Origin of the sequence: Bacillus sp. NPDC077027, from assembly GCF_050269555.1 — a bacterium.
Lineage (GTDB): Bacteria > Bacillota > Bacilli > Bacillales > Bacillaceae > Bacillus.
In genome coordinates this window covers 428,203-446,896 of sequence record NZ_JBNNIO010000002.1, presented here as the reverse complement: position 1 = coordinate 446,896, position 18,694 = coordinate 428,203, and the positions used below count along the sequence as shown (strand labels likewise).

Annotated in this window: 16 protein-coding genes; 14 read left to right on the top strand and 2 right to left on the bottom strand. The window is 38.2% G+C overall.

The features are described from left to right. The first annotated feature begins 9 nt into the window (after positions 1–9). Positions 10–1,611, top strand: coding sequence for a teichoic acids export ABC transporter ATP-binding subunit TagH (gene tagH, locus ACQKEZ_RS07845; RefSeq protein ID WP_427299749.1), 1,602 nt, complete (start codon positions 10–12; stop codon positions 1,609–1,611). Positions 1,612–1,638: 27 nt separating this feature from the next. Here the strand turns inward: tagH and galU are convergent, their stop codons facing one another. Next, positions 1,639–2,520 carry a UTP--glucose-1-phosphate uridylyltransferase GalU gene (galU, locus tag ACQKEZ_RS07840; RefSeq protein WP_427299748.1) on the bottom strand — a complete coding sequence of 294 codons (882 nt, stop codon included), beginning with the start codon at positions 2,518–2,520 and terminating at the stop codon, positions 1,639–1,641. Between the two features lie 267 nt (positions 2,521–2,787). On the opposite strand from galU, the gene wecB reads away from it, so the two are divergent. Next, positions 2,788–3,924 carry a non-hydrolyzing UDP-N-acetylglucosamine 2-epimerase gene (gene wecB, locus ACQKEZ_RS07835; RefSeq protein WP_427299747.1) on the top strand — a complete coding sequence of 379 codons (1,137 nt, stop codon included), beginning with the start codon at positions 2,788–2,790 and terminating at the stop codon, positions 3,922–3,924. 45 nt (positions 3,925–3,969) lie between these two features. Here wecB and ACQKEZ_RS07830 read toward each other — a convergent pair whose 3' ends face one another. Continuing rightward, entirely contained in the window at positions 3,970–4,887 is a 918-nt protein-coding gene (locus tag ACQKEZ_RS07830; protein WP_427299746.1) for a LytR family transcriptional regulator, read from the bottom strand. A gap of 182 nt (positions 4,888–5,069) precedes the next feature. Between ACQKEZ_RS07830 and ACQKEZ_RS07825 the strand changes: the two genes are divergently transcribed. The 12 genes from ACQKEZ_RS07825 (at position 5,070) to tuaG (ending at position 18,680) form a co-directional block, all read left to right on the top strand. Beyond that, positions 5,070–5,393 carry a LytA gene (locus tag ACQKEZ_RS07825; RefSeq protein WP_427299745.1) on the top strand — a complete coding sequence of 108 codons (324 nt, stop codon included), beginning with the start codon at positions 5,070–5,072 and terminating at the stop codon, positions 5,391–5,393. Between the two features lie 24 nt (positions 5,394–5,417). Further along, positions 5,418–7,526, top strand: a complete 2,109-nt coding sequence (locus ACQKEZ_RS07820; RefSeq protein ID WP_427299744.1) for a SpoIID/LytB domain-containing protein — start codon at positions 5,418–5,420, stop codon at positions 7,524–7,526. A gap of 27 nt (positions 7,527–7,553) precedes the next feature. After that, on the top strand, positions 7,554–9,044 hold the full coding sequence (locus ACQKEZ_RS07815) for an N-acetylmuramoyl-L-alanine amidase (protein WP_427299743.1): 1,491 nt from the start codon (positions 7,554–7,556) through the stop codon (positions 9,042–9,044). Between the two features lie 174 nt (positions 9,045–9,218). Then, entirely contained in the window at positions 9,219–9,797 is a 579-nt protein-coding gene (locus ACQKEZ_RS07810) for a hypothetical protein (RefSeq protein ID WP_427299742.1), read from the top strand. A gap of 188 nt (positions 9,798–9,985) precedes the next feature. Continuing rightward, on the top strand, positions 9,986–10,645 hold the full coding sequence (locus ACQKEZ_RS07805) for a sugar transferase (protein ID WP_427299741.1): 660 nt from the start codon (positions 9,986–9,988) through the stop codon (positions 10,643–10,645). 17 nt (positions 10,646–10,662) lie between these two features. After that, on the top strand, positions 10,663–12,114 hold the full coding sequence (gene tuaB / locus ACQKEZ_RS07800) for a teichuronic acid biosynthesis protein TuaB (RefSeq protein WP_427299740.1): 1,452 nt from the start codon (positions 10,663–10,665) through the stop codon (positions 12,112–12,114). Continuing rightward, positions 12,111–13,280, top strand: coding sequence for a teichuronic acid biosynthesis protein TuaC (gene tuaC / locus ACQKEZ_RS07795; protein ID WP_427299739.1), 1,170 nt, complete (start codon positions 12,111–12,113; stop codon positions 13,278–13,280). Before tuaB ends, tuaC begins: the two co-directional genes overlap by 4 nt. 91 nt (positions 13,281–13,371) lie before the next feature. After that, positions 13,372–14,706 carry a UDP-glucose 6-dehydrogenase TuaD gene (tuaD, locus tag ACQKEZ_RS07790; protein ID WP_427299738.1) on the top strand — a complete coding sequence of 445 codons (1,335 nt, stop codon included), beginning with the start codon at positions 13,372–13,374 and terminating at the stop codon, positions 14,704–14,706. Positions 14,707–14,722: 16 nt separating this feature from the next. Next, positions 14,723–15,652: an NAD-dependent epimerase/dehydratase family protein gene (locus ACQKEZ_RS07785; protein ID WP_427299737.1), complete on the top strand. Its 930-nt coding sequence runs from the start codon at positions 14,723–14,725 to the stop codon at positions 15,650–15,652. Positions 15,653–15,689: 37 nt separating this feature from the next. Next, positions 15,690–17,147 carry a teichuronic acid biosynthesis protein TuaE gene (tuaE, locus tag ACQKEZ_RS07780; RefSeq protein ID WP_427299736.1) on the top strand — a complete coding sequence of 486 codons (1,458 nt, stop codon included), beginning with the start codon at positions 15,690–15,692 and terminating at the stop codon, positions 17,145–17,147. A gap of 72 nt (positions 17,148–17,219) precedes the next feature. Beyond that, complete coding sequence (locus tag ACQKEZ_RS07775; RefSeq protein WP_427299735.1) at positions 17,220–17,897, top strand: teichuronic acid biosynthesis protein TuaF; 678 nt, start codon at positions 17,220–17,222, stop codon at positions 17,895–17,897. A 27-nt stretch (positions 17,898–17,924) separates the two neighbouring features. Further along, positions 17,925–18,680 carry a teichuronic acid biosynthesis protein TuaG gene (tuaG, locus tag ACQKEZ_RS07770; protein ID WP_427299734.1) on the top strand — a complete coding sequence of 252 codons (756 nt, stop codon included), beginning with the start codon at positions 17,925–17,927 and terminating at the stop codon, positions 18,678–18,680. The last annotated feature ends 14 nt before the right edge of the window (positions 18,681–18,694 follow it).

Sequence of the window (18,694 nt, the reverse complement as noted above, 5' to 3'; positions counted from 1 at the left end):
GATTATACGATGAAACTAAAGGTTTCGTTTCGCAACGTATCCAAGCAGTATTTTCTATACAAGAAACAATCAGATAAAATTAAAGGGTTGTTTTTCTCAAATAAAAATAATAAAGGTTTCTTTGCCGTTCGTGATGTTTCGTTCGATGTATATGAAGGAGAGACTATTGGATTTGTAGGAATTAATGGTTCTGGAAAGTCCACAATGTCTAATTTACTAGCCAAAGTCATTCCGCCAACAAGTGGTGAAGTTGAAATGGACGGACAGCCATCGTTAATTGCAATTGCTGCAGGGTTAAACAATCACTTAAGTGGAAAAGATAACATCCATTTAAAATGCTTGATGATGGGATTGACCAATCATGAAATTGATAATCTTTATGACAAGATTGTTGATTTTGCAGACATTGGTGATTTCATTGATCAGCCGGTTAAGAGTTATTCTAGTGGTATGAAGTCACGACTCGGTTTTGCAATATCCGCTCATATTGATCCTGATATTTTAATCATTGATGAGGCGCTTTCGGTGGGAGATCAAACCTTTTATCAAAAATGCGTTGATCGCATTACAGAGTTCAAAGAACAAGGAAAAACGATCTTTTTTGTAAGTCATTCAATTAGCCAAGTGCAAAAAATCTGTGATCGTGTTGCCTGGATGCATTATGGCGAATTGAGAATGTTCGATGAAACTAAAAAAGTAGTGAAGGAATATAAAGAGTTTGTTGAGTGGTTTAATAAGCTTTCTAAAGAAGAGAAACAGAAATATCAATATGAGCATAAAGAAGGAAGAAAAGGTGTGCATAAGGAGGAAAAGGTTACTCGCTTTTCAGAGAAAAAGGGGAAACTTACTTTTTTATCGCCTGTATTTCAAATTGCAACCCTATGTATTCTAACGCTTTTATTAGCTGCTTCTATGTTTTCAGACAAGCCGCTTCGCACTTTAGCAACTTTCGGTGCCATTCAGTTAAATAAATCAACAACAGAGGTAAGCGATCAACACCAAAAGACAACTATGTCTGATTTGAAAAATGTCAATCATCCAGCAATTGTCTCAGCTAATGATGTGGTTCTTTACAAAGATCAAGCGATGAAACAGAAAGTAAAAGACACACTGTCATTTGGGGACAGAGTGAAAATCATTGCTGAGAATAAACAAGTAGCCAACATTCAATCAAGTGATAAGACGTACTTCGTAAAATCATCTTCTTTGAAAAATGAAGAAGAGATGAAACAGCTATCTATTCAGGCAACACAATTTAGCTCATATGTATCTGCAGCTTCAGCTTCGTCATACGAGTATTTGCTTTCTTTCCTTGGGAAAGAGGAGACAGTGCTTCAACAAAGAATGTCGACGCTAGAGCAGATTAAGAACGATACAGGGGAAACGATTCAACGTCTGACAACAGAAAAAACCGATTATGTCATTCAGAATGACCAGGCAGATCGTCTTGTGTTTCGAGAAGTGATGTCAATCACGCCTTCTACTTTAGGTCTGACAGAAGAAGACGTTTTGATGAATGAAAATCAATCTAAATTTGCCTTAAAGGGTGAAAATCACTTTTTTGTGATAGATAATGACCAACATACATTAACGATTTCTACTGTACAATAAAAGCTGCCGGATACCGGCAGCTTCTTTTTAATTTGCTTCTTCTTTTTCAAGTAATTGTTTCATAAATGGGATGAGCTTCTTTCTGATCTCTTCGTCTTGAAGTGCGAACTCAAGTGTTGTTTCAATAAATCCTTGTTTTTCACCAACGTCGTAGCGTTTGCCTTCAAAATCATATGCGAACACGCGTTGAATGTCATTTAGTTTTTGAATGGCATCTGTCAATTGAATTTCTCCACCTGCACCAATTTCTTGTTGATCTAGGTACATAAAAATTTCTGGGGTGAAAATGTATCTACCTAAAATTGCTAAGTTCGATGGTGCAGTTCCTTGAGGTGGCTTTTCAACAAAGTTCTTTACCTGGTATCGTCGCCCTTCTTGTGTCAAAGGATCAATAATACCATAGCGATGTGTATCGCTGTCAGCAACCTTCTGAACACCAATAATAGAGGAAAGAGTTTTCTCATATTCATCCATTAGTTGGCGTAGACCTGGTTTTTCAGCTTGGACAATATCATCTCCAAGCAGTACAGCGAATGGTTCATCACCGATAAAGTTACGTGCACACCATACAGCATGTCCAAGTCCTTTAGGCTCTTTCTGACGTATATAATGAATATCTGCAATGTTTGAGGACTTTCTGACCTTTTCTAAAAGCTCACTTTTTCCCTTTTCCTCGAGGTTGCGTTCCAACTCAGGAGCATAATCAAAATGGTCTTCAATCGCTCGCTTCCCTTTTCCGGTCACGATGATAATATCTTCAATTCCTGATTCCACCGCTTCTTCAATAATGTATTGAATGGTTGGCTTATCAACAATTGGAAGCATTTCTTTAGGCATTGCTTTAGTGGCAGGCAAGAATCGCGTTCCAAGACCCGCAGCTGGTATAATCGCTTTGCGTACTTTTTTCAATGAACTTTGCACCTTCCTTACATATGAAAACGATTTGATCTACAAAAGTATTTTCATGCTCGTCTTTATAAAGTGTAACTTACAAATGATAGAAATGACAAATGATTTCACTAAGAGTACTTTAATTCAACACCATTTTAAACGTGAATTGTAAAGGGAGGAATGAAAGAAAGTTAATTTAATGTAAATTTCTTTTATATATGATTAATTTTACCCGGTGAATTGTGTATAATTGAAGTCATTATACTAGGAAAGAGGCATAAACAATTGAAAAAAATCAATGTGATGACTATATTCGGTACTAGACCAGAAGCAATTAAAATGGCACCACTTGTTCTTGAATTGCAAAAGCATCCACAAATTAATTCTATTGTGACAGTGACAGCCCAACATAGGCAAATGCTTGATCAAGTGCTTGATGCTTTCTCCATTAAGCCAGACCATGATTTGAATATAATGAAACAGCGCCAAACATTATCTGAGATCACATCAAATGCACTGTTAAAATTAGATGAATTATTCCAACAAGAAAAACCAGATATCGTTCTTGTTCATGGTGATACAACAACAACTTTTGCTGGAAGCCTTGCAGCTTTTTATCATCAGATTGCTGTTGGACATGTCGAAGCAGGACTTAGAACACATAATAAATATTCACCTTTCCCAGAAGAACTGAATCGTCAAATGACTGGAACGATTGCTGATGTTCACTTTGCACCAACAAGTGAGGCGAAGCAAAATCTCTTAACTGAAAATAAGAAAGAAGAGACCATTTTCGTTACAGGTAATACAGCAATTGATGCGTTGCAAACAACAGTGACAGACGATTATCAGCACCCAATTTTAGAGAAGATTGGCACTGATAAAATGATTTTGTTAACAGCACACCGTCGTGAAAATCTTGGACAGCCTATGAAGAATATGTTCAAAGCGATTCGCCGCATTGTAGAAGAGTTTAAGGATGTACAAGTTGTTTATCCAGTACACTTAAATCCTGCTGTGCGAGAAGCTGCACAATCAGAATTTGGTGAACTGGATCGTGTTCATTTAATCGAACCACTTGAGGTTGTTGATTTCCATAACTTTGCGGCAGCATCACACTTTATCTTAACGGATTCAGGTGGCGTCCAAGAGGAAGCACCATCTCTTGGTAAACCAGTACTTGTTTTAAGAGATACGACTGAACGTCCAGAAGGTGTGAAGGCAGGAACTTTGAAACTTGCAGGAACGGATGAAGAGACAATTTATCAACTGGCAAAACAGCTTTTAGAAGATCAAGCAGAATATGAGAGAATGTCTCAGGCTTCTAACCCTTATGGAGACGGAGAAGCTTCAAGACGAATTGTGGAAGAGTTACTCTATCGTTTCGACTTAAATAAAAAGCAACCAACTCCATTTGCATAGGATAAAAAAAGAAGACTACATCGTGCTGTAGTCTTCTTTCAACTTTTATTCCAAGCTCTCCTGCAATTCTTTCTTCACATCTGCAAGACTATTTTCGTCAAGCTGGTAGTAATAGATATTGTTAATTCTTGTGCCAGTTCCTTTTAGTTCATGCTGTTTTACATTTTGTCTAGCATCTCGATAATCATTCATGACTGCCCACATATCATCAAAGGACATGTTCGTTTTCATGTTGTTTTCTACCACTTTGAACATATCGCCAAACTTCGTGATGGAAGAAATATTGGCCCCTTTTGCGATAATGCCTTCAATGACCTGACGTTGTCTTTGTTGACGGCCGAAGTCTCCTTTAGGATCTTGCTTTCTCATCCTTGTGTAAGCAAGTGCTTCGTCACCATTTAAATTAATTTGCCCTGTACCGAAAGCGTGTCCATCATAACTAAAGGCAAATGTACTACTCACTGTAATGCCTCCGAGTGTATCGACTATGTCCTTAAAGCTTTCCATGTTCACTTTTACAAAATAATCGACAGGTACATCAAGCAGTTCTTCTACTGTATCTGCTGCCATCTGTGTTCCGCCAAAAGCATAGGAATGGTTAATTTTGTCCATCGTTCCTTTGCCAACAATTTTGGTATACGTATCACGCGGAATACTTACCATTTCTGTCGTTTTTGTTTTCGGATTAATCGTCATGTATATTAACGTGTCAGCACGTCCTTTGTCATTTTTTCTTTCATCTACACCCATGACTAGAACAGAAATCGGATCTTTCTTACTTAAATCGACATCTTTATCACGCTTATCTGACTTTTTTAGATTTTCCTGAATGCCTGCAACAGTAGATGCCGCTGTGTTCCATAAGTGAATTGCATATCCGCCAGTCACTAAAACAAATAGTCCAATAATAGATAAAACAATCAAAAGAACCTTCTTTTTCTTCTTATTGCGTTCAGCTCTCATAATGTCCCTCACCTTTTCTATGATTCTTTCATGATTATAGATTTACTAAACTTGATAGACAAGTTATTTTTTTACTCCGAACCTAGATATAGACGGGAAACTAAAAAAAAGGTTTCAAAAAACCTTAAATTTACCTTAAAATATTTACTTATAAGACGATACAAAGACATGAGGTGAAAAATATGAAGAAAATTGTCGTATTCCCGTTCTTAATATTGCTTCTTGGTGTGATGCTAGCAGCATGTGGAACGGTCGAACAGTCATCTGAGGAAAACAAAACAAGCAGTTCAACCCCTCAGATTCTAAAGGAAACAGCCCAATTTATCGGAATGGCGGATTCTCATACAATTGAAGTGAAAAAAGTAAATACCACATTAAGCTATGAATTTACGGATAACTTCAAAGAAATACTAAATGAGTTTCAACCAGGTGATAAAGTCAACATTACTTATTTTATTAATGACAGTGGACAAAAGGAAATTCAGGAGATCGAAAAACAAAAGTAAACAAGATTGGTGGGATGAAAGAAATTGAAGAAAACGAGCTTTACTCTCGTAATCCTAATGACGTTAACTCTTATTCTAGCGCCTGTTCAATCTTATGCCGCTAGCTCTACCATTTCAGTGAAGTTGTCCAATTATCTTGGAAATAAGAAAAGTGTCGATATATCAACGACTGGCGAATATAAAGTGACAGGCTCAAATGCTGCTGTGACAAAAAGATATGATGGGAATAACCGATACGAAGTAGCAAATAGTATCGCCTCAGCGGGATGGAAAAATCCTTCAACGGTTGTCGTTGTAAATAAAGATGCGTTTGATCATGCGATGTCAGTATCGCCTTTAGCTTACAAATTAGGTGCACCCATCCTTTATACCAATGTTGAGAAGCTGACAAAGGCCACTGAGAATCAATTAAAAAAAATGAAGCCAAATAATATCCTCGTTATTGGAAACACAAAGAGCGTGTCAACGGCTACAGAAAAATCGCTTAAAAAATACGGGAAAATAAGAAGAATAAGTGGTAGTAATAAGTTTGAAATTTCTCAAAAAATTGCAAAAGAAATGGGTAACTACAAACAAGCAATTGTCGCCGGAGGAGCATCATTTATGAATGGGACGGCCATTGCAGCTTATGCATCAAGAAATGGTTATCCTATTTTGCTAACAAAAAAAGACACGCTTCCAACATATAAAATACCGAGCAAAGTCATTATAATTGGCAGTACTAAAAGTATCAGTCAAAAAGTTGAGAATCAGCTCAAAAAAACATCACAAGTAACTCGTATTAGTGGAGCAACTCGTTACGAACTCTCTGTGAACATTATTAAAAAACTTAATATGAAGATTGATAAAATTTACGTGGCAAAAGGCTCAAGCTTTAAATATGCCATACCAATCTCGCAATTAGCTGCAAAGGAAAACAGTGCAATGGTGTATGTAAAAAAAGATTCAATTACAGCGTCATTAAAATCACTACTGAAAGAAAGAGGCACACATACATACCATATTGCAGGCAGTGCAAGTGTTCTTTCTGATACTTTGAAAAATACACTTTCAAAACAAGTATATCTACAAAAGAATAAAAGCTATCAATTGAATGTTTCTAACGGAAAAATTTCATTAAAAGGTATTAAAGCTTACGGTGCATTAAGAGTTGTTCCTGAGAAATATTCAACTAAAAATGTCCTACAGATTGCAGGGAAACCCTATTTAGGAAAAGTAAAATTCGCAGTAGAATCAGATTATATAAGACCGACACTTGAAAACATCCCATTTGAAGATTATTTAAAAGGGGTTGTTCCAAATGAAATGCCTGGAAGTTGGCATGTTGAAGCTTTAAAAGCACAGGCTGTGGCTGCCAGAACGTATTCTGTTAATAGTATTGGCAAAGTCGTACCTGATACAACAGCATTTCAAGTGTATGGTGGCTATAGCTGGTATGCAAATTCAACAAAAGCCGTTGATGCAACAAAAGGCAAAGTGTTGAAATACAATAATCAGTTGATTTCAGCTACCTATTATTCTAGTAATGGCGGTTACACAGAGGCTAGTGAGGAAGTTTGGACAAATGCATTACCATATTTAGTAGCGAAAGCTGATACTAAGGATCCAATCAATACTTGGACGCTAAAGCTTTCCAAAACACAATTGAGTAAATCATTAAGTACAAGTACTCCAGCCTCTTGGTGGAGCTCAACAAATGAAACAAATGCAAGTGATTTGGCAGGGCTCAAATCATGGGTCTTAAAAAATAAAGAAACTTCTGCATCAGCAATTAAAATCGCATCTATCTCTAGTTTGTCCGTAACTGGAAAAACAAAGGGACAGAGAGCAAAAACAGTTTCAATGAAACTGACGTATCATGTGAAAAATAAAACGGGTACGAATTCAATGAATAAAAGTGCGACTCTCAGCTTCAAGATGACTGATTTTAGATCAATGATGGGGGCATCAAAAGTGAAGAGCACATACGCTTCTGTCAAAAACAATACGAATGATTTCACGATTTCTGGAAAAGGATACGGTCATGGAATTGGAATGAGCCAATATGGAGCGAAAGCAAGAGCGGAGTCAGGTAGTTCTTATTCTTCTATTCTTTCATTCTATTATCCAGGAACAAAGCTTACAAACTACTAAAGGAAGTTCTAAAGGAGGATAAGTATTGTGCGTTCAATGATGAAAACTGCCATCCTCAGTTTAATCGCTATTTTCTTGTTTGTCCCTGCTGCATCAGCAGACAATTCTGTTTCAAGAATTGATGGAGGCAATCGCTATTCTTTGTCGGTGAATGTGGCCAAAAAAGGGTGGGGGACTGCAAATACAGTTGTAATTGTGGGGAAAAAAGCTTACGCTGATGCAACCGCTGCTATACCGTTAGCATATCAAAAAAAGGCCCCTGTTCTTTTCACAAATAGTAAAAATCTATCTGCTGATACAAAAAAAGGGCTGACATCATTAAAGGCAAAGAACGTGATTGTTCTAGGTAGCACAACAAGTGTGTCGAATAATGTCGTCAATCAAGTTAAAAAGATGGGTATCTCAACAAAACGTATTTCTGGAAAGAATCGTTATGAGCTTTCTACAAATATCGCTAAACAAATGAAAAAACCAACAGGTGTTGTCGTTGTTGAGGGGCATTCTTATGCACACGGAATTGCAATTGCGCCGTATGCTGCACAGAAGGGATTCCCGATTTTATATACAGACAAAAAAGGTTTGCGCTCTGAAATTGCTTCTTTTGCAAAATCTAGCAATATCAAACAAAGCATCGTTATCGGCGGTGAAACTTATGTAACCAAGGGTGCATACAACCAATTAAAAACACCAACCCGTATTAAGGGAGCTAATCGTTATGATATAGCTGCAAAGATTGTAAAAAAGTATAACATGAGCACAAGCAAGACGTATGTTGCCAGAGGATTTGGCTATGCTTCAGCTCCAGTAGCAGCGGGTATTGCAGCTAAAGAAAACAAAGCACTTCTTCTAACAAACGAAAAAACATTGCCTGTCCACACTCGTTCGATCATTGGTAGTAAGAAAATCTCTAAATTTACTGTTGTCGGAAATTCAACAACAGTGACTTCTACAGTAGCATCACAGTTAAAGAATCCGGTAGTTGGTAAAACCATTTTTATTGATCCGGGTCATGGCGCGCATGATTCTGGTGCGGTTGGATATGGTCTCTATGAGAAAAACCTTAACCTTGATGTGGCAAAGCGCCTCAATACAAAGCTTAAAAACGGAGGCGCCCTAACAACGATGTCACGAACAACAGATACTTTTGATAGTCTCCAAACACGTGTGACAAAAGGTGCGAATGCAAAAGCAGATATCTTTATTAGTGTCCATGCGAATGCAAACGACAACAGTAGTGCAAATGGAACAGAAACTTACTATGATAAAACATCTGCATCTGCAAATAGTCTGAAACTTGCGCAGAATATTCAACCGAAAATGGTGAGTGCGCTTGGGACAAGAGATCGTGGTGTGAAAGCAGCAGGCTTCTATGTCATTAAGTATTCTAAAATGCCAAGTGTTCTTTTAGAAACTGGATTTGTCACAAGCCCTATTGACGCCAATATACTGAAATCTGCTACTTATAAAGATAAGTTAGCTACTGGTATTGCAAGTGGTGTTTCTGGCTATTTTAAATAAGCAAGAATAAAAAGAGGAGCAACGGAAGGCTCCTCTTTTTATTGTAAGGTTGTCAAGTTAAAAAAACATTTCAATTCAGGACTTTTTTGTTATAATTGAAATATAGAGGCAGATTTCCTTAACATCATGTCTGCTGCTAGCAATAGCGAATGGATAAATCATGAAGAGGTGACAATGTTGAAAAAATTCATTACTTTGCCGTTTCTTGTATTACTTTTAGGTGTACTCCTTGCGGCATGTGGGACAACGAACCAATCAAATGACAATACAGACAGTAAGAAAGAGACAACAGAATCATCATCTGACAACAGTAAGGAAACTGCTTCAGACGATACAAAGGATCAGGATGCTACTAAAGAATCGACTGATGATCAGAGTAAAGAAACATCAGGAACAACTGAAGAGAAAAAAGCTGATTCAAATGAAAATACGTCGAAAGACAATGATTCTAGTAAACAAACGACAAAAGAAGACGATTCTGTAGTGAAAGACGACAGTAGCTCTAATGAATCTAAAGCAACGAAAAAATCTACTTCTGACAAAACGAATGAGTTTACGAAAGAAGGAACGTATGTTGGTCTAGCTGACGGTCATACAATTGCTGTCAACATAGATGGCAAAGAAGTATCGATTCAATTTGGCAATGCTTTTTCAAAAAAGGTGAATAATTTAAAAGAAGAATCAAAGATAAAAGTCACATATACTAAAGATGCAAACGGTACATTAAGACTAAAATCAATTGAATCAAAATAATGAAGAGATCCGCTATCTGCGGGTCTTTTTTTTATGTATAGGGGCATAATTTACATATAGGTCATAGCTTAACAATCTTTTACAAGACTTAACGACGCATTTACATTTACTTAACGTTGCTCTGATAAACTGACTTTCATAGGACATCTCTTTACACAACAACTATTTGAATGGTGAGGTGCAGGTCAGTGAGTGCAGAGAAAGCGATGAATCTTTACAGAGACTTTGAAGTGAGACGAAACCACTCTTTTGCATTAACGGAACATATTGTACGTTATTTATTTGCAAAGCGTTTGATAGATTTTGTACTTTCTTTCATTGGAGCGATTCTGAGTACACCGATTATTCTGCTGTTTGCCATTCTCATTAAACTGGAGACGCCTGGACCAGCATTCTATATACAGGAAAGGGTAGGGAAAGATGGCATCTACTTTCGATTATGGAAGCTTCGTTCTATGAGGATAGATGCTGAAAATGGTGGGGCAAAATGGGCTCAAAAGAATGATCCTCGTGTGACGAGAATTGGTTCATTCATCCGTAAAACCAGAATTGATGAGCTCCCCCAGTTTATCAATGTGTTAAAGGGAGATATGAGTATTGTTGGTCCGAGACCCGAACGCCCGATGTTTACAGCGGAATTTAACCGAAGTATACCAGGATTTACGAAAAGGCTAACGGTCAAACCGGGCTTAACAGGCCTTGCTCAAGTAAATGGAGGGTATGAAATGAGCCCAAGTGAAAAATTAGAATATGACTTACATTATATTCAAAGCTTGACATTTTCTCTCGACACAAAGATTATGGTAAAAACGTTAAAAGTTATCGTAACTGGAGACGGAGCCAGATAGCAAAGTAGGGAAGAGAAATGGCAAGTATGACAAAAAGTATTTTAAACGGAGCAAAATGGACAAGTTTGTCCGCCTTGATCATTACCGTCATTCAAATTGGACAATTTGCTTTTTTAGGTAATGTCATGTCGCTCAAAGAATTTGGTCTCGTTGGGATGCTAACGACAGTCACCATTTTCACACAAATTTTACTTGATCTAGGTTTAGGTGCAGCGATTATCCAAAAGGAGATGGTAACAGATAGACAATTATCTACTTTATATTGGATCAACCTTCTAACAGGAATCGTTTTATTTGGACTTCTGATCGTAGCAAGTCCATTCATTGCGGCTTTTTATCATCGCCCAGAGTTAGAAAACTTGCTAAAGCTCTTATCTATCATGTTTCTCATTGCACCAATTGGACAGCAATATCAATATATGCTTCAAAAAGATTTGGCGTTTAAAAAACTAAGTGTCATTGAAACCATTGCAAATGTCTTATCACTCATTGTGCTGTTACTACTTGCTTACCTAATGAATCCAATCATCGCCTATGTCTTATCACAAGTGGTATTGCAATCGACAAAAGGCATTTTATATGCAACGGCCTATTGGAAAAAATGGCGACCGAATTGCGTGTTTGTACTAGGGGAAGTGAAGGAATTCTTCTCATTTGGTGCATTTCAGTTAGCATCAAGGCTTGTCAATCGTGCAGGCTCCAATATTGATATGATTTTGATTGGTCGATTTCTCGGCGTAGAAGCACTTGGGGTTTATAGCTTGGCATATCAAATTGTCACAATTCCAGTACTCAAGTTGAATCCAATCGTCACAAGGGTAGCATTTCCCGTGTTTTCGAAAAACCAGCTAGATCATTCGGTATTAAGAGAAGGTTTTTTAAGTATGACGACCATGCTAGCGCTCGTCAGTTTTCCGTTATTATTCGGCCTATCGGCAGTTTCAGATAGCTTTATAGAAGTAGTGTTTGGAGACAAATGGCTTGTAGCTGTTCCGGTCTTAAATATTTTATGTATAGTCGGGCTGCTTCGAGTCCTCATGAATCCGAACGGATCCATTTTACTTGCGAAAGGCAGAGCGGACTTAGCATTTTATTGGGATACAGGGATGCTACTTGTGTACGGAAGTGCATTGTATGCAGGTGTTCTAACAGAAAACTTAATTACGGTTGCCTGGATATATGCGGCAGTTAGCCTTCTGAATTTTATCATTGGAAGATGGCTAATGGCTTATGTCATTCAGCTTTCATTCAAATTGTATGCCAAGACACTCATAAGGCCTAGTATGATGAGTGTCATCATGGCAGGGTTTGCATTTTTACTTCATCAAGGAATGAAATTAACACATGCAGATGTAACGATACAGTTAGGAGTCACTGTCCTTTTAAGCGCTATTCTGTATGGAATGTTGATGATGAAAATGTATCCGAATGTGACAAGCAAAATGGTGGGAAGAGGTCGTTCGTCATGAAGGTTGTTTGGATGACAAGTGTATACCCTAGCGAAAGAAATCCTGGAGAAGGGGTGTTTCACGAGACACAGGTGCAAGAGCTGATAAAACTAGGATTAGAGGTAACAGTTATTTGCCCTACTCCAATCAATCCGCCACTTCTTCGTTTTTTAAAAGCTTCTTATCGAAAGAAAAAGTCGATTCCGGAAGTAGAGTCGCGGCGTGGGGTGACGGTTTACAGACCGGCATACAGAGCATTGCCACGGCAGCTAATATGGGCTCAGCCTAGTAAACGAATGGCTACAGCAGTCCTTCGTGTATTGAATCAATACAATCTATCACCAGATTTAATTCATGCCCATTTTGCAATGCCTTCAGGAGGTGCCGCTGCGATTGTATCAGATGTCACACACATACCGTTTTTATTAACCTTGCATGGAAGTGATGTGAACGTTTATCCGCACTATAGCAAAGGAGCAATGACTGCGTTTCAGACAGCTGTGAAAAAGGCATCGGTTGTTCTAGCAGTAAGTGAGGAACTCGTCAGAAAAACGAAAGAAATGGCACAAGTTGACTGCGAATTTATACCACTTGGTATTCCGCTAGACACTTTCTCTAGTGGAAATGAGGGAAAAGCTCACAAGAGAAAACAACTTGGTCTTCCTTCACATGACAAGCTCGTTGTGTTTGTCGGTCGACTTGTGAAAGAAAAAGGTGTTCTTGAACTCGCAAGTGCAGTCCGTCAATTAGATGGTGTAAAAGCTGTATTTATAGGAAAAGGTCCACTTGAAAAAGAGCTGTCTGATCATAACGATGATTCAATATTGATCATCGGGCAAGTACCAAATGAACAGGTGAAGAACTACTTATTAGCAGCAGATCTGTTTGTCCTCCCTTCCTATGGAGAAGGCATGCCAACAGTTGTCATTGAAGCACTTGCTTTAAAGGTTCCGGTAATTGCAACTAAAGTTGGCGGGCTGCCTTCATTATTTTCACAGTATCATGACTGGCTCATTGAGCCACGATCATCGGTGCAGCTAAAAGAATCAATATCATCCTATCTACATGAAGATAGATGGAATGAGAGTCTAGCTGATGACCTTTATGAAGTCATACAATCACAGTTTTCCTCAACACATAATGCAAAACGTTTAGTAGATCAATACAAAAATGTGCTGAATAAATAGCTATTCGTTTAAATCATACAAAATGCGTAAAAGCTAAGTGATAGAACAATCATTGGAACGATCAATATGCTTTCCTATGAAAGGATGAATAATGTTGAAAAAAATTGCTGTTATTGGAACAGGATATGTCGGGCTAGTATCAGGTACATGTTTTGCTGAGATTGGAAATCGCGTCGTATGCTGTGACATTAATGAATCAAAAATCAACAGCTTAAAAAGTGGTATCGTTCCGATTTTTGAACCTGGATTAAAAGAACTGGTTGAAAAAAATACGCATGCAGCTAAATTAAGATTCACAACCGATATTCCTGCTGCAATTAGAGAATCAGAGATTATTTATATAGCAGTAGGTACACCGATGACAGAACAAGGTGAAGCTGATTTGACCTACGTAAAATCTGTGGCACAAACCATTGGTGAACATCTCAATGGATATAAAATCATTGTCAACAAAAGCACTGTTCCTGTTGGTACAGGTCGCCTTGTAAAAGCAATTATTGAAAAAGAATCTATTAGCAAATATCCCTTTGATGTTGTCTCAAATCCAGAATTTCTACGTGAAGGCACAGCGATTTACGATACAATGAATATGGAACGAGCTGTAATAGGAGCGACAAGTAATAGAGCAGCTACTGTCATTAAACAACTTCACCATCCTTTTCATACGACGATCGTTGAAACAAATCTTGAAAGTGCAGAAATGATTAAGTACGCGGCAAATGCAATGCTAGCGACTAAAATTTCCTTCATCAATGACATTGCGAATATTTGTGAACGAGTTGGGGCAGATGTTGAAAAAGTGTCTGAGGGTGTTGGACTAGATAGTCGAATTGGACACAAATTTTTGAAGGCAGGTATTGGATTTGGAGGTTCCTGCTTCCCAAAAGATACGAAAGCATTATTAAAAATAGCAGAAACAGCTGGTTACCGTTTTAAGCTCATTGAGGCGGTTATTGAAACGAATAGCAATCAAAGAGCACATCTTGTGAAAAAATTGCTGGATGTTCTTGGCGAAGTAAAAGGAAGAACCATTTCGGTACTGGGATTAGCATTTAAGCCTAATACAAATGATTTGCGTTCATCTCCAGCACTCGATATTATTCCGATGCTACATGAGCTTGGCGCACATGTAAAAGCGTATGATCCTATTGCTTATCAAGAAGCAGCGGAAGCACTTGGTCATCAAGCGATATTTAGTGACAATCTCTATGATACGGTAAAGGATACGGATGCTTGTTTAATCTTAACGGAATGGGAAGAAGTACAGAAAATGGACATCGGACAAATTAAAAAACTTCTTCGTCGACCAGTGATGATCGACGGTCGTAACATCTTTGAACCGGAAAAAATGAGAGAGAATGGCTTCATTTATCATTCGATAGGTCGCCCACATGTTCGAGAGGCTGAATCGTTATTAGAAGCTTAATTTAGGAGGGACTTGGATGAAGAAAGTATTGGTTACTGGGGGCAGCGGGTTTATCGGCTCACATACAATAGAGGAATTAATAGAAAAAGGATATGAGCCGGTAGTTCTCGATAATTTTTCAACAGGATCTAGAAGGAATATTTCACACTTGGATGTCCAGTGCATTGAAGCAGATGTCGCAAAGCCTGAAACAATTGAATTAATTAAACAAATAGCACCGGACTATATGATCCATCTTGCCGCACAAGTGAGTGTAGCTGTTTCTGTAAAAGATTTCTTGCATGACGAAGAAGTCAATATTAAAGGCTCGCTACATGTGCTCAAAGCTGCATCAGAAATAGGGGTGGAAAGGCTCGTGTTCGCTTCGTCTGCTGCGGTATACGGTGATCCTGTATATCTACCTATAGATCCAGCTCACCCTGTTAAACCTGGCTCTCCCTATGGTCTATCTAAACTGACAGTGGAACGCTATTTAGAGATTGCGAAATCACTATACGACTTGAACTACTGCATTTTGCGGTACAGCAATGTCTATGGACCGCGACAAGATGCACTTGGAGAAGGTGGTGTGGTCTCTATATTCTCTGATATGTTTGCAAAAAATGAAGCGCCATTTATCTTTGGGGACGGGGAACAAACGAGGGACTTCATATATGTTGGTGACCTAGCAGTAGCAAATGTTCGGGCATTGACAGCTAAATCAAACGTTTGTTTAAACGTCTCAAGCGGTGAGTCTATTACAGTGAATGAGCTGTTCTACACAATGAAGGACGTCACCAAATCGAATCTTGAACCGATTTACAAACCAGCACGTGCGGGAGACATTCTGCATAGTACATTGGCAAATGAGGAAACAAAACAAATCTTAGCATGGGAGCCTGGTATATCATTGAAAGAAGGTTTAGCTCGTACCATCTCCTACTATGAGAAGGAAGTAAAGGCTTAACCCTTCAAATCGGTTGGCTGGCTAAGGAGGGAACGGTATGAGTGTGAAACGAACAGCATGGCAGATCATATTATGGTTCATCCTGATTGCGTTGGGCATGTTGCTTGTTCAAATGATGGCAGTACAACCGATTGGGATGAAAAAAATAGTGGCAATCCCAGCCCTTTTAATGATCATTATCGGGATGATTGCTTTTATCGGAATGTACATGAATGGCGAACAATTATTCATGGTTGCACTTTATATTTTGATTGCATTGACCTTTTTGAATAATGCCTTCTTTTCAGTAAATGTCGGTTTTTTTAGTCTCTTTCTTTATCGGATCATGCTCATTGTAGTGTTTGTTTTATTTGTTTGGCGAATGAGGGAGCAAGGGACGTACATACCAAAATGGCAAAATATTCGGCTAAAAGGCATTCTGGGTTTTTTTGCTGCTTGGTTTTTATATGGGCTCATTTCTCTTCTGTGGGCACATTCGGTCACAGATGGTGTGAAATATATGTCATTGCTCGCGATGGGGATTGGATTTGTCTTTCTAGCGGTTATGTATATTCAGCGAATGGATCAAGTCATTACCTTTTATAGCATTTGGCTTGTGATGACGGTATTTCTAATGGCCATAGGGTTTTATAATCATTTCACTTTACACCACTTACCTAATACTTCGTTGTATCTCGGACCCGAATACAAACAACATTATCCAACAGCCGTTTTTTTTAACCAAAATGATTTTGCTACTTTCTTATCCATTAGCTTTTTCTTATACCTTGCTTGTATGCGTCAAATGAAAAATGGTTATGTCAAAGCGTTTGGTTTCATAGGTGCACTGTTAGCGTTTTGCTTAATATTATTAACAGAATCTCGTGCAAGTCTACTTGGCGTATTGGCTGGAATTGCTATATATATATGGCTCATACTGCCGCGATTACTGAAAAAGTGGTCTATTTTTACAGCGTGTGCTTTAAGCATTGTGATTGTCGCGATTTTTTCTAGTAAAATCTATTCCGTTTTTCACGAATTGTTTTTTGCATCACAAGTGGCGCATTCGTTTAGTGAACCAATACCATCCAATATTGCCAGAGCGAATTTAATCAAAAATGCACTGCATTTCTTCTCAGATTCAAATGGCTTTGGTGTAGGTGCAGGGAATGTTTCTTATTATTTAGCGCACTTTTCGATCTTTGATACAGATCAAGTCGTAGAAGTTCATAATTGGCTACTTGAAATCATGACAAACTTTGGTTTTACGGTCATGCTTGGCTATATCTCTATTTATGCATATCTCATGTTTTCACTTTACAAACATTATCAAAAAACGGAAACAAGAAAAGTCAAAATGGTCATTGAAGGTTTATTTGCGGCAATGCTTAGCTTTCTTGTCTCCAGTATTAGCCCAAGTTCTATCTCAAACCTGTATTTCCACTGGGTGTTCCTAGGACTTGTCATGGCAGCAGTGAATATATTAAAAAATACGCGGAGAATGAACCATTTGTAAAACGAGTGTGTGATGAGTACCAAGTGGATACACTAGAAAAAAGGTAAATAAGCGAAAGTTGGGAGAATGAACATGTCTGGTTTCGTTTTAAGAATAGCAAGGCGTATAAAAAAACATGCAGTGTGGATGATTATATTGACAGTTTTATTAGGGGCCTTTGGTTACTTTTTTGCGAAAAGTTCAGTTAAGCAGACAAGTTATACAGCATCTGTCACACTAACGCTTGGTGAATATGATGATGCCGTGTATAACAACATGACAGACGTGATCTCTCTATTGAAAAGTGATGCTTTTCTAAAAAGAGCACTTGGTGATTTGAAAGAAGAAGAGAGGCAGGATCTCAAGAACCGTCTCATTTTAACGAATCAATCAGACACCCAATTGCAAATTTCATTATCGGATGCGAAGAAGGAGACCTCGCTTTCAGTTGTAAAGCAGGTGTCGGACACATTTATGGATGAAGATCAGTCTTTATTTACAAAAAGACAACAGGTCATTGAAAAAAGAATAACAGCACTTGAGAATGAGGCTGTCAGTAATGATTCGAAAGTAGATAAAGAACGATTTCTATATGAATTGGAGTCAACGAAGCTCAGCATGAATCAGGCGGAAATCGTGGACCCTGCTCAAGTACTGGATGAAGGCAATAAAGGCATGTCTGCGAAAAAAAGAGCATTACTTGGCATTGTCATTGGTTTAAGTATCTCATTATTGTTTGCTGCTTTACCTGAAATGTTCAAAGAATCTTAAAGATAAAGGACTGGAGATGAGTCTAAGATGAACGAACAACCGTTAGTATCAATCATTACACCTGCGTATAATGCGGAACGTTATGTAACGGATACAGTTCATTCCGTACTTGCACAAACATACACGAATTGGGAGCTTCTCATTGCCGACGACTGTTCTACTGATGGAACGAGAGCCCTTCTGAACAAACTGAGCAAAGCGGACGACAGAATCAAAGTCATTTATTTAGAAGAGAATGGAGGGGCAGCAATTGCCCGTAATACAGCAATCAAACAGGCGAAAGGCCGTTTTATTGCCTTTTTAGATAGTGATGATAAATGGAAACCGACAAAGCTAGAAAAACAAATCAAGTTCATGCTGTCTAATGGTCATGCCTTCTCATTTACTGCCTATGACATCATTGCAGAAAACGGAACACCTCTACAAAAAACAGTCGATGCCCCCATTCAATTAAATTATAGTGAAGCACTGAAGAACACCATTATTGGCTGTCTGACCGTGATGCTTGACCGAAAGCAAATTGGTGAAATTCAAATGCCGAATATCAGAACAAGACAGGACCTAGCGACCTGGCTGTCAATTTTAAAAAGGGGATTTACCGCATATGGAATGAGTGAACCTCTTAGTGAATATCGAGTTGTTGGAAACTCGATTTCAAGTAATAAATGGAAGGCAGCCCAAAAAACTTGGTTCGTGTATAGGGAAATTGAACAGCTCCATTTCATAAAAGCTTCATGGTGCTTTGTCCACTATGCAACAAATGCCGTCAAGAAACGCTTATAACAGAAGGGAAAAAG